The following is a 12,342-nucleotide window of genomic DNA, read 5'->3' as shown; positions in this document are numbered from 1 at the left end:
GAGCCGGAGGGGACGGTTTCTTTTTTCAGAGATGAAGGCCTGTTTCAGCGGACAAATCGGCTCAGCCCAGGTAGGCTTTTTTGACCGCTTCGTTGCTGAGCAGCTCCCGACCGGTGCCCTTCATGGTCAGCCGACCGGTCTCCAGAACATAGGCGGTGTCCGCCGTGTGAAGGGCCATATTGGCGTTCTGCTCAATGAGCAGGATGGTCACGCCCTGGCGATTGATCTCCTTGATGATGTCGAAGATGCCCTTCACTACCAGCGGGGCGAGGCCGAGAGAGGGCTCATCCATCATCATGAGCTTGGGCCGGGACATCAAGGCCCGCCCCACCGCCAGCATTTGCTGCTCGCCGCCCGAGAGCGTGCCAGCCGCCTGCCAGGAGCGCTCCTTGAGCCGGGGAAAGAGATCGTAGACCCAGGCGAGGTCGTCCTCCAGGCTGTCCTTGCGGAGATAGGCCCCGATTTTCAGGTTCTCCAGCACCGTGAGGTCGGGAAAGACCCGCCGCCCTTCCGGCACCAGGGTAATGCCCTTGGACACGATGCGGTCCGGCGAGAGGGCGGTAATGTCCTCCGCCTGGAGGTGGATGCGGCCCGAGGCGGGCTTTACCAGTCCGGCAATGGCCCGCAGGGTGGTGGACTTGCCCGCGCCGTTGGCGCCGATGAGGGTGACGATTTCCCGCTCCGGCACCTCAAAGGTGATGTCCTTGACCGCTTCGATGCCGCCGTAATTGACCCGCAGGCCGTCAATCTTCAGCATCGTCTGCCACCCCCAAATACGCTTCGATGACCCGCTGGTCGTTTTGCACGGCCACCGGGGTGCCCTGGGCGATCAGTTTGCCGAAATCCAGGACATAAATACGGTCGGAGATCCGCATCACCAGGTCCATATGGTGCTCGATCATAAAAATGGTGAGATCGTACTCCTTCCGAATCTGCTGAATGAAATCCGTGAGGTCCTGTGTCTCCTGGGGATTCATGCCCGCGGCCGGCTCGTCCAGGAGGAGGAGCCTGGGACTGGTGGCCAGTGCCCGGGCGATCTCCAGCCGGCGCTGAAGGCCGTAGGGAAGGCTGCCTGCCACTTCATCCTTCAGATGGGCCAGGTTTTGCTCTTCCAACAGGGCCATAGCCTCCTCCCGCATCCGGCGCTCTTCCCTGGCGTTGAGACGGAAGGTGGCGGAGAGGAAATTCTGTCTGGCGCGCATATGCTTGGCAATTAGTACATTGTCAAATACTGTAAGCGCCCCAAAGAGCCGGATATTCTGGAAGGTGCGGGCGATGCCCAACTGAGTGATGTGGTCCGGGGTGGGGTTGCGCCTTTGGGTGAAAAGACCCTTGTTCTCTCCGGCGTAGAGCTTCTGCATCTTGCCCTGGGGGAAGTTTTCCACCATGGGCTCGCCTAGAAAGGAGACCCGGCCGTTGGTGGGCTCGTAAACGCCGGTGATGCAGTTGAAGGCGGTGGTCTTCCCGGCACCGTTGGGGCCGATCAGCGCCACGATCTCCCCCTTATTAACCTCCAGGGAGAGGTCGTTTACAGCCACCACGCCGCCGAACTGCATGGTCACATGTTCGACCTGAAGGACAGTTTCACTCATTTTATCGCCTCCTTCCGCCGCTTTGCACGTCTCCGGAAGAGATCCGGCAGCTCCTTGTCGCCCATGATGCCCCGGCGGAAGAAGAGGACCACGATCATGATGATGACGGAGAAGACCACCAGCCGGAACCCGTTGCGCAGGAAGGGGACCTTAAAGCCGTTTTCCAGGATGATCTCACTGTCCAGAAAGCGGAGCCACCACTCGCTGCAGGAGACGAAGAGAAACGAGGCCAGACAGCTTCCGGTGACGGAGCCGATGCCGCCGATGACCACGATGAGCAGGATCTCGTAGGTGAGCGCGGATTTGAACTGTGCAGCGGCCACGGTGCTCTGAAACATGGCCAGCAGCGCCCCGCCGATGCCGGCGAAAAAGGAGGAGATGCAGAAGGAGAGCTGCTTGTGCCGGAAGAGATTGATGCCCATCGCCTCCGCGGCGATCTCATCCTCCCGGATGGCTTTGAAGGCCCGCCCATAGGAGGAGTTGATGAGCAGCACGATGACGGTGATGCAGATGGCCGCCACCGCCAGAGGGAACAGGGTGGAGAAAAAGGCGATGTGCTGGCTGTAAAAACCGTAGAAGGGAGAGTCCTCGGAAATCAGGGTGCTGAAGGTGGGAAAACTCTTGAGCAGGTTGGACCCATTGGTGACCGGACCCAGGGGCTTCCACAGGAACACGGCCTTAATGATCTCGGCAAAACCGAGGGTGGCAATGGCCAGGTAATCGCTCTTGAGCCGGAGGACCGGCAGACCGATGAGCCAGGCGAAGACGGCCGCCAGCAGTCCGGCCAGCACCAGGGCCACCGGAATGGGCAGGCTGAAGCCGATGATGCAGTCATAGTACTGATAGACCTTCTCCTTGGCCTCTACGGGGATGGTGAAGATGGCGTAGGCATAGGCGCCGATGAGCATGAAGCCCGCCTGACCAAGAGAGAACAGGCCCGTAAACCCGTTGAGCAGGTTCATAGAGACCGCCACCAAAGCGTAGATGGCACTCTTTTTGAGTACGGTAAAGAGCATATGTCCGCTGGGCAGGACCAGATCCAGAATGTAGAGGAGCGCGATGCAGACCAGGGCGGCCGCCACGGGAACCCAGATATGATTTTGTTTTTTCATGGCAGTCACCTCAAACCTTGTCGGTGGCCTTCTCACCGAAGAGTCCGGTGGGCTTGGCGATGAGAATCACGATGAGCAGGGCGAAGGTAAAGGCGTCGGAGAAGGTGGTGAGCCCCAACCCCGTCTGGATGACGCCCAGTTGGACCAGCATGTCGTCCAGACCCTTGATGATGTTTTCACAGATGCCGATGAGGAAGGCGCCAACTACGGCGCCGGGGATAGAGCCGATGCCGCCGAATACGGCGGCCACGAAAGCCTTCAGGCCCGGCATGGCCCCCGAAGTGGGCACGACGCCGGGATAGTTGGTGAAGTAGAGCAGCGATCCGACGGCAGCCAGAAAGGAGCCGATGATAAAGGTGACGCTGATGACCGAATTGATCTTGATGCCCATGAGCTGGCTGGTCTCGAAGTCCTTGGCCACAGCCCGCATGGCCATGCCGGTCTTGGTGTGATTGATGAGCTGCATGAGCACCACCACCAGCACGATGGTGAGCACGGGGGTGACCAGGGTGACCACCTTGGTGGTGGCCGGGCCGATGGTGACCTGCTCAGAGATGCCGGGAATGGCGGGATAGTTCTTGTTGAGCCCGCCGGTGACATACAGGGCCAGGTTCTGGAGCAGATAGCTCACGCCGATGGCTGAGATCATCACCGACATGCGGGGCGCAGTGCGCAGGGGCTTGTAGGCCACGCGCTCGATGAGAAAGCCCAGCAACACGGTGAGCAGCAACACCAGAGGGATGGCGATCCACAGAGGGAGGGAGGCGGAGAGATACACCATCATGAGTCCCGCCACCATAAACACGTCGCCGTGGGCAAAGTTGATGAGACGAAGGATGCCGTAGACCATGGTATAGCCGATCGCAATGAGAGCGTACTGTCCTCCCACTGAGATGCCGGCCAGCAGATAGGATAGATTCTTTGTTAAAAACTCCATATAGGCGGACCTCCACTTTGGGCCGTCTCGAAAAAGGCCCACCGGCCTTTTTCGAGGCAGCCCAAAAATTGTAAGGGCGTTTTTTATGGGATAGCGGGGGCAATTCTGCCCCCGCTATCCAACCAATGCTTGCATTGTACAGTGCGCTGAGACAGGGTACACGGCGCAGGAGATCTCCTGCCGCCAGAGCCTTAGCTGGCCTTCTGCACGGTGACAAAGTCCCATGCGCCGGTCTCGGTGTTGGCCACTTTTACATAGGCCACGTCACGGATGGCGTCGCCGTTGGTGGACTCGAAGGCAATATCGCCGGACACGCCGGTATAAGTCGTGTCCCAGAGAGCCTCGTTGACAGCGGCGGGATCGGTGGAGCCCGCATTCTTCAGCGCCTCCAGCGCCACAAAATAGGCGTCATAGCCCATGGCGGAGACGGCGGCGATCATATCATTGCCGCCATTTTCCGCCAGACGGGTGGAGTCGGCGTTGATCCACTCTTTAATGCCGTTATCGAAGTCCTCGTTGCCGCCCTCCTGATAGAAGGTGGTGACATAAACTTCCACATCTTTGCCCTGGGCCGCGCCGGTGATCACGTTGGAATCCCAGGTGTCGCCCGCCATGATGGGCATACCCAGGCCCTGGGCGGCGGCATTGTCGATGATAAGCGCGGCGGCCTCTGTGGAGACGGGGGCGAAGAACACGTCGGCGCCGGCGTTCTTGGCAGCGGTGACATAGGAGGTGAAATCGGAGGTGCCCTCAGGGAATTCAGCGGCCACGACAGTGCCGCCCTTGGCTTCGAAGGCCTCCTTAAAGTAGTAGCACAGGCCGCCGGAATAGTCGTCGCCCTGCTTGCTCAGGGTGTAAGCGGTCTGGGCCTCAAAGTTATCCACGGCAAAGTTGGCCAGAACGGTGCCTTGGAATGGGTCCAGAAAGCAAATGCGGAAATAGTGGGTATTCCCCTCGGTGACCTGGGGATTCGTGCAGGTGACGCCGATGACGGGAATACCGGCGTTTTTAAAGGTGTCGGAACCGGCAATGGATACGCCGGAGCCATAAGAACCCAGCACCACGGAGCAGCCCTTGCTCACCAACTCGGAGGCGGCGGTGGCGGCCTTGTCGTTGGAGGACTGATTGTCTACAATGGCCAGCTCCACCTGATAGGTCTCGCCGCCGATCTCCACTGTGGGCTGTACGTCATGGGCGTACTTCATGCCCAGGACCTCCTGCTTGCCGCCGGCACCGTTGTCGCCGGAAGCGGGCTCAAAAATACCGATGGTAACGACCTTATCCCCGGACTCAGGAGCAGAAGAACCGGGGGTACCGCTCCCGGAGCCGGTACCGGAGCCGGAACAGCCCGCCAGTGCGGTCAGCGCCAGGGAGCAGGAAAGCGCGAGTGCAAGAAACTTTTTCATCAGATGGGATCCTCCTTCTTGTCCTTTCTGTGTGACGGGACTGTCTTTTCAAGAGAGACAATTGTCCGCGCCTGCTGCTTTATTATAGCAACGCACCAGAGAAAATGCAAGCAGAACCAGAGCAAAAAATCAGTTTTTTCCATTTTATATAAAAGAAGGCCCGGATATGGGAGAAAAATCGGCCTGCACAAGAATCACAAAAGAGAGAATCCTGCATATGAGGACAAAAAGAGTAAAAAAGCCCCCCCGCTGCGGACATAAGCCCACAAGGGGGAGCGTGATGGCCGATCAGGAGGAATGAGGCTGCTTCATTTCAAAGTGAATCAAAAAGGATAGAAGGGCCCGCAGAATGATGACGGCGCCTAGGACCACGAGCTCATTCAGTTCGCGGACCAAGACGGTCTTCAAGATCTCAGCGGCCATCTTGAACTCCAGACTAAGGGCCAGGCCGTTGGCCAACTGAAATTTTATATCGCATGGGGCGTGGGTAAAAAGAGTTTTGAGGTAACGACCAAAGGAACCCAGCGCAGAAACAGCTACAATAAAAATCCCCATAAACTCACACAGGGAGATTACCATGGGCAGCGCCCACTCGACGGCGGATTCCAGCATTGCTTCCCCTCCCGAATGAAATAGAGACGGATGTCCTCACTGCAAACAGGATACCCGCCGGCAGGGGACGGCATACCAAAATCTTAGGGCGGATGTTCTCAGACAAACCGGCATACGCGGACTCCGCAGCGCACGTCCCAAATGGAAACGATCGACGTATATCTGGTCAAGGGGTGGCGAAGAAATAACAATCAATAGATATTTGATAAATTATAAAATATCTATTGACAAGAATCCTGACAAATTGTAGACTAAAATAGATAACAAACACAGGGAGAGAATGCGGTAATTTGACGAAATCGAAAATAGAAAAGGGGTTTATTGATGATGAGAAAACTAATTATTACAGCGGCGCTGACAGGCTCTCTGCCAACCAAAGAGCAGAACCCCAATGTACCCATCACGCCGGACGAGATTGCCCAGGATGCCTTGGCCTGCTACAACGCAGGCGCCGCCGTGGTCCACATCCACGCCCGCAATGCCGAGGGGAAGAACTGCCATGACACCGCAGTATTCCAAGAGATCCACGACAAGATTAAGGCCCTGGCACCGGAACTCATTGTCCAGTTGTCCACAGGGGGCCGCGCCGGTATGAGCTTTGAGAGCCGCCGGGGATGCCTCTTTGTGAATCCCGAGATGGCCAGCCTCTCCACCGGATCGGTGAACTTCCCCACCTCAGTCTATGAAAACTCCCCCACCCTCATTACGCAGCTGGCCGAGATGATGCATGAGCGGCACATCATGCCGGAGATCGAGGTGTTCGACACCAGCATGGTCGCTCCGGCGGTGGAACTGAAGAAGAAGGGGCTGATCGACGGGCCCTTGTACCTGAACTTTGTCATGGGCATGCGGAATGTACAGCCCGCCAACATCGGCCAACTCAGCCACTTGCTGACCATGATCCCCGACGATGCGCTGTGGTCCATCTCCGGCGTGGGCGCCAACCAGGTCACCACTATGCTGCTGGGACTGGCGGCCGGCGGAAACGTGCGGGTGGGTCTGGAGGATAACCTGTATCAGACCAAAGGGGTGCCTGCCAGCAATGTTTCCCTGGTGGAGCGGGTGGCCCGTATCGCCAAGGATGTGGGCAGGGAGATCGCATCCCCGGCGGAGGCCCGCGAGATACTGGGGCTGTAACGCACGTGCGTCCGGCAGGCCGCCGCAGGAGCGGCGGAACAATGGAGGGAGAGATCGACAATATGAATCCATGTGCATTCCCGCTTCTCTTTTCCCCGCTTCAGGTGGGGAGCATGACGGTGAAGAACCGCATTTTTATGTCTGCCATGAGCACGGCTTTGTGCGACGGACAGAATCAGGTCACGGAGGAAGCGCTGGCCTACTATTCCGCCCGGGCGCGCGGCGGCGTGGGGCTGATTACCACAGAAAACGTGATGGTTGACGAGAACAGTCACTATAATATCCCCAACAATATGGGGCTTTACCGAGACGACCAGATCCCCGGGATCCGCCGTCTGGCCGACGAGGTTCACAAGTACGGTGCCAAGCTGGCCCTCCAACTGCTCCACGGAGGGCCAGCGGCTACCGCGCGGCTCAACGGGGGGCGTCAGCCGGTGGCGGCCTCGGCCATTCCGCTGCGGAATGTGGGTGAGATGCCCCGGGCCATGACGGTAGAGGAAATCCATGCATTTACCCATAAGATGGGACAGGCCGCCCGCAGGGCCAGGGAGGCGGGCGTGGACGCAGTGGAGATTCATGCGGCCCATCGCCATGGGGTGCTGGGAACATTCCTCTCCCCTCTGAGCAACAAGCGGGTGGATGACTACGGCGGCAGTGTGGACGGCAGACTGCGCTTCCTGCTGGAGGTAATCGCCGAAGTCCGCAGAACAGCCGGAGAGGACTATCCGATCATCGTCCGCATGTCCATGACGGAGTTCGAACCGGGCGGGCAGTCCATGCTGGACGCCATATACATCGCACGCCGCCTGGAAAAGGCGGGGGTGAGCCTGCTGAACCTGTCCAACGGCACTCTGGAGACCTATTGGAAGACCGTCACCCCCAACGGGACCCCCAGAGGAGTAAACACGGAGCTCTCCAAGCAGATCAAGGATGCCGTGAGTATCCCTGTGGGCGTGATCGGCCGGAACTGCGAACCCTGGGCGGCGGAGCAGGTGCTGGATCTGGGGCGCACCGACGCGGTGTACATGGCCCGTGCGCTTCTGTGTGATCCCGAGTTTCCCAATAAGGCCCGGGAGGACCGGGTAGAGGAGATTCGCCCCTGCATCGGCTGCACCGACTGCATCACCCATGTCCACGGTGCCCAGATCCGCTGCACGATGAATCCCTATGCAGGAAGAGAGACAGTGGCGGTGACGCCTGTGCCCGCGCCGAAGAAAGTATTGGTCATCGGCGGCGGCGCGGCGGGGCTCCAGGCCGCGGCCACTGCAGCCCGCCGGGGATGCCGGGTCAAGCTGGTGGAGGAGAGCACCGGCCTGGGCGGGCAGATGGTCCTGGCCGGAATCCCCATCGCAAAGCATGATATCACCCAGGGGACCCAGTATTTGATCCGCCAGGCCCGGAGGGCGGGCGTGGAGCTCTGCTGCGGGGTCCGGGCGGATGAAGCGCTGATCCGGGCGGAGGCCCCGGACGCCGTTATCGTCGCCACCGGCGGAAAGCCGGTGATCCCGGGATTCCTGAGAGAAGCCAAACAGTTGGTCTCCGCTTGGGATGTCCTGGCTGGCAAGGTGACCACCGGGCAGAATATCGTGGTCATCGGCGGCGGAGCCGTGGGCTGTGAGACGGCGGAGTTCCTGGTCCACCCGCAAAATGACCGCAAGCCCAACGGCAAGCACGTCACGGTCATTGAGATGATGGATAATCTGATGAAGGAGGACCGCTCTTACGCCCGTTCCCTGCTGGTACGGCGGATGCAGGAAAAAGGGTGCGAGATCCTGGTGGATACCAAGGTGGAATCGGTAAAAGGGGACGCCGTCACCTACTCCCATCAGGGGCAGAGCGTCACGCTTACCGGTGTGGACACAGTGGTGTGCGCCTTGGGCGTGCGGCCCAGCAACGAGCTCACGGAGCTGGTAGCTGAACTGGGTATCCCGGTCTATACCGCAGGGGACGCGCTGAAGACTGGCCGGATCTATGAGGCGATCACCAGCGGAGAGGCGCTGGGAGCGGGAATTTAGCCGTGGCCCTGGCAGCTACTGTTGGGGTCGCAGTGCTGGGGGCGTATCTGTTTTATCGGATGAAGGTGCCCGCCGGTGCGCTGATCGGTGCCATCCTGTTTACGGCCATTTTCAATATTATGACGGGAATGGGAACTTTCCCGACGGCTATGAAAACAGTGGTCCAGGCCATAGCGGGCGGCTTCATTGGACAGCGGATCACCCGCGGCGACCTAAAAGAGATGAAAACTATTTTGGGCGCAAGTCTGCTGATGTTTTTCTGCATGGCGGCGGATACCGTTGTCGTGGGCTTCCTGATGTTCCGATTTTCGGAGCTGGATCTGGCGACGGCTCTGGTGGCCGCCATGCCGGCGGGCCTGAGCGATATCGCGTTGATCAGCACGGACCTGGGAGCGGATGGGACCCTGAGCACGGCCCTTCAGCTCGTGCGGACACTCTTTGCGATTATGGTACTGCCGCAGATCGCCTTTCGGGTGTGCGCCCGGCTCGACGGGGAGAAAAATGAAATGGACCCGACCAGAGCGCCCGGCTACAAGGCGCCGGATATACGAACGTGGAAAAATGCCCTGATCACGCTTATACTGGCGGAAGCTGCGGGGATAGCGGGGAAGTTGGCGGGGATCCCGGCTGGGGCCATGATATTCGCAGTATTTGCCGTGGCGGCGCGCAATGTAAAAAGCGGCCACGCATACCTGCCCAAAAAGCTGCGCCTGGCAGCCCAATGCGTAGCGGGGACTATTGTAGGAGTGGGAATTACCATGCAGGATGTGGAAAATATTCGCTTTCTGCTGATTCCCGCCCTGATCTTGGTGGTCAGCCTCGTGCTCTGTAACTATCTCTTCGGTTGGCTGATCCACAAGGTCTGCGGGCTGGACCTTGCCACGGCACTTTTTGGGGCGATTCCGGCGGGAGTATCGGATATGGCCTTGATCTCCACTGAGACGGGCGGAGACGCGCCCAAGGTAGCGGCACTCCAACTGGTGCGGTATGTGGGTATTTTAAGCCTGATGCCGGCGGCCATTCAGCTTCTCACTACAGTATTGCACAAATAAGAAGCAGCCGCTGTCCGTTTGGACAGCGGCTGCTTCTTATTGCGCGGGACAAATTTAAAATTTAGTGTAGTCGTTTTTTTTCAGGATATCCTCAAAAATGGGGAGGAACTCCCGGACACAGTCCTTCGCGTCAGGGGCGGAGGCGGCCTGCTTGAGGAAATGGTTGATCTCCAAGGCGGGATCATCCGTCAGGATGGTGTGCATCAGCTCCAGGTTGGAGCGGCAGCGCTGATAGCGAATGATGGCCATGCTGCGCTGGATGTCGTGATTCCGAAAGGCCTCGATCCAGTCCCTGTGTTCTTGACAGGATTCTTTGCTGGCCTTGGGCACAACACTGAAGAAACTTACCGCAAGCTGTGTGCGGCTCATCAGAATATTGATGTACTCCAAAAGGGAGGGGTTGTTGCTGACCTCGCAGACCAAATTATGAGATTTGCGATTCACCCGGCCATAAGTCTCATAATCCTTGGCATCTCTGGCGGACTCCATGGCATGGTAGAGCTCCTCAAGCTCCTGAATAAACGCATCGCTGTGATTCATCGCGGCAAACATGGCGGCCAAAGCCTCAGCCTCAATGCGCAGCAGCATAAAAGTGAAATAATTGCGCAGGTTCATCTCGGAGACCCATGCCCCCTGATGAGCTGAGGTGTGGACAAAGCCCAGCTCTTCCAGCCGGGTGATGGCGTTGCGGATAGGCATGGAGCTTACCTGATATTCCTCCACTAGGTCCTTGACCACAAGCCGTGACCCGCCCGGAATTTTACCGCTCAGAATATCATCGTGCAGTCTCCGATAGGCATACTCGCCTTTGGTTATAATCTCCACAAAAATACCCCCAAATAGAGATAAAATATACAGAATAACTAAAATGAATCAATTGATTTGTGATTTATGATCTAATATCTTATATTATACAGAATATTTTTGAAATTGCAAGAAAGAGAGGTCAAAAACTGGCGAAAACCGCAATTTTGATGAAAATAGACAAGATTATAGAGAAGAAGAGAAATTTAATGATAATTTCGGGGCATATTGACCAAAAATAAAGAAGGTATTTAGGCATTTCTGACAATTTACATCATCTTTTATATTTGATAAAATATCGAATATAAAAGATGAGAGATAAAACTAGAGAATCTATACAAAAGGAGCAATGTAGCTGTGAGCGCGTTTGATATGAAGGGCACAATTGATATTCATGTGCACGCAGGCCCATCTGTGGCCAAGCGCAAAGTCGATTCCGGCGAGATGCTGCTCAATGCCCAGGCGGCAGGCTACCGGGCATTTGTCACCAAGGATCATTATTTCCCCAGTATGATGGGGACGGATATGGTGACCAAGCATATGGGAGACGGCACCACGCAGGCGATGGGGTGCATCTGTCTGAATAACTCCGTGGGCGGTATCAATGTCAGTGCGGTAGACGCGGCCTGTGGTATGGGGGCCAAAATTGTGTTTATGCCCACCGTGTCGGCAAAAAACCACATTGAACACCATAAGAAGACGGCTTTTGTGGGCGCAGGCAAGATGAAGCTGCCGGAGAAGCCCATTTACTATCTGGATGAGCAGGGCGAGTTGCTTCCCGAGGTCGTGGAGGTCCTGAACTATCTCAAAGAGTACCACCCCGAGGTGGTGCTGGGGACCGGACATGGCTCCGTGCCGGAGATCAACAAACTGATTGATAAGGCTGTGGAGCTGGGGCTGCCCAAGATCTTGGTAAACCACCCCTTCTTCCACATTGGCGCTACAGTGGATGATATGGTGCACTGGGCGGATCAAGGGGCCTATATTGAACTCAACGCCGTGGTGTTCAATGATGTAGAGCCTGCGTCCCACCATCTGCCCATCAGCATTGCGCAGGAAGTGCTGGATCGAGTGGGCTATCAGCGGATTGTAGTGGACTCCGATATGGGACAGAGCGTGTACAAAGAACCAGTCAGCGGCCTTCAGACGTTTGCTCAGGTCCTGATGGAGAAGTGCGGCGCCACAGAGGAGCAGCTCCGCGTAATGATGATAGAGAACCCGGCAAAACTGATGGACATCAGACTGTAAACTTAAATGATATGAAATACTTAGGAAAGACGAGGGAACAAAAATGGACGAAGTGAGACATCTCGATTGGGGCAAGTGCGACTGGTTTCATCCGAAGCCGAGCGTGATGCGGAAGGTGTACCAGGGCAGCAGTCACTACACCATCAGCATGGGCGTGATCCAGCCCGGCCATGTGCCCGGCCCCCACAAGCACGACTATGAGCAGTCCGTGGTGATTCTGAAGGGAAAATGCGACTTCCATGTGGATGACAAGGTGTACACTTTTGACGCCGACCTGGATAAGGACGGCGGCCTGTGCTTCATGACGATCCCGGCGGGCGCGATGCACTGGATCGAAAACCCGTATGACAAGCCTGTGTACAACATGGACATCTTCTTCCCCAAGCGCACCGCCGACCGTGAGGAGAGCGTGGAGGTCCGCTGACGG

General features: G+C 57.4%; 12 protein-coding genes. 5 read left to right on the top strand and 7 right to left on the bottom strand.

What is annotated here, in order from left to right; all coding sequences use genetic code 11:
• Nucleotides 1-61: 61 nt before the first annotated feature.
• The 6 genes from SRB521_RS15010 to SRB521_RS14985 all read right to left on the bottom strand — a co-directional run bounded on the left by SRB521_RS15010 (nucleotide 62) and on the right by SRB521_RS14985 (nucleotide 5,659).
• The gene (locus SRB521_RS15010; protein ID WP_033118510.1) at nucleotides 62-757 is read right to left on the bottom strand and encodes an ABC transporter ATP-binding protein; all 696 of its coding nucleotides are present in this window, start codon (nucleotides 755-757) and stop codon (nucleotides 62-64) included.
• Complete coding sequence (locus tag SRB521_RS15005; RefSeq protein ID WP_058118597.1) at nucleotides 744-1,592, bottom strand: ABC transporter ATP-binding protein; 849 nt, start codon at nucleotides 1,590-1,592, stop codon at nucleotides 744-746. The genes SRB521_RS15010 and SRB521_RS15005 overlap by 14 nt, the downstream gene beginning before the upstream one ends.
• Nucleotides 1,589-2,704 (bottom strand): branched-chain amino acid ABC transporter permease, encoded by a 1,116-nt coding sequence (locus SRB521_RS15000; RefSeq protein WP_058118596.1) that lies wholly within the window; start codon nucleotides 2,702-2,704, stop codon nucleotides 1,589-1,591. Before SRB521_RS15000 ends, SRB521_RS15005 begins: the two co-directional genes overlap by 4 nt.
• Nucleotides 2,705-2,714: 10 nt before the next feature.
• The gene (locus SRB521_RS14995; protein ID WP_058118595.1) at nucleotides 2,715-3,641 is read right to left on the bottom strand and encodes a branched-chain amino acid ABC transporter permease; all 927 of its coding nucleotides are present in this window, start codon (nucleotides 3,639-3,641) and stop codon (nucleotides 2,715-2,717) included.
• 191 nt (nucleotides 3,642-3,832) lie between these two features.
• Entirely contained in the window at nucleotides 3,833-5,047 is a 1,215-nt protein-coding gene (locus SRB521_RS14990; RefSeq protein ID WP_058118594.1) for an ABC transporter substrate-binding protein, read from the bottom strand.
• Between the two features lie 288 nt (nucleotides 5,048-5,335).
• Entirely contained in the window at nucleotides 5,336-5,659 is a 324-nt protein-coding gene (locus tag SRB521_RS14985) for a DUF1622 domain-containing protein (protein WP_075704758.1), read from the bottom strand.
• 324 nt (nucleotides 5,660-5,983) lie between these two features.
• Here SRB521_RS14985 and SRB521_RS14980 point away from each other — a divergent pair, with 324 nt between their 5' ends.
• The 3 genes from SRB521_RS14980 to SRB521_RS14970 are packed head-to-tail and all read left to right on the top strand — an operon-like array spanning nucleotide 5,984 to nucleotide 9,863.
• Nucleotides 5,984-6,796 (top strand): beta-keto acid cleavage family enzyme, encoded by an 813-nt coding sequence (locus SRB521_RS14980; RefSeq protein WP_081959977.1) that lies wholly within the window; start codon nucleotides 5,984-5,986, stop codon nucleotides 6,794-6,796.
• A 41-nt stretch (nucleotides 6,797-6,837) separates the two neighbouring features.
• On the top strand, nucleotides 6,838-8,811 hold the full coding sequence (locus SRB521_RS14975; protein WP_083630994.1) for an oxidoreductase: 1,974 nt from the start codon (nucleotides 6,838-6,840) through the stop codon (nucleotides 8,809-8,811).
• 2 nt (nucleotides 8,812-8,813) lie between these two features.
• The gene (locus tag SRB521_RS14970) at nucleotides 8,814-9,863 is read left to right on the top strand and encodes an AbrB family transcriptional regulator (protein WP_116722291.1); all 1,050 of its coding nucleotides are present in this window, start codon (nucleotides 8,814-8,816) and stop codon (nucleotides 9,861-9,863) included.
• A 54-nt stretch (nucleotides 9,864-9,917) separates the two neighbouring features.
• Here the strand turns inward: SRB521_RS14970 and SRB521_RS14965 are convergent, their stop codons facing one another.
• Nucleotides 9,918-10,688 (bottom strand): GntR family transcriptional regulator, encoded by a 771-nt coding sequence (locus SRB521_RS14965; protein ID WP_033119035.1) that lies wholly within the window; start codon nucleotides 10,686-10,688, stop codon nucleotides 9,918-9,920.
• Between the two features lie 351 nt (nucleotides 10,689-11,039).
• On the opposite strand from SRB521_RS14965, the gene SRB521_RS14960 reads away from it, so the two are divergent.
• Complete coding sequence (locus SRB521_RS14960) at nucleotides 11,040-11,915, top strand: DUF6282 family protein (protein WP_058118808.1); 876 nt, start codon at nucleotides 11,040-11,042, stop codon at nucleotides 11,913-11,915.
• Between the two features lie 43 nt (nucleotides 11,916-11,958).
• A complete protein-coding gene (locus SRB521_RS14955) occupies nucleotides 11,959-12,339 on the top strand; it encodes a cupin domain-containing protein (RefSeq protein WP_058118589.1) in 381 nt (126 codons plus the stop codon).
• Nucleotides 12,340-12,342: the final 3 nt, after the last annotated feature.

It is taken from the genome of Intestinimonas butyriciproducens, assembly GCF_004154955.1.
Classification (GTDB): domain Bacteria; phylum Bacillota; class Clostridia; order Oscillospirales; family Oscillospiraceae; genus Intestinimonas; species Intestinimonas butyriciproducens.
Note: the sequence above shows the minus strand (reverse complement) of the source record. Positions and strands in the feature narration are given on the sequence as shown.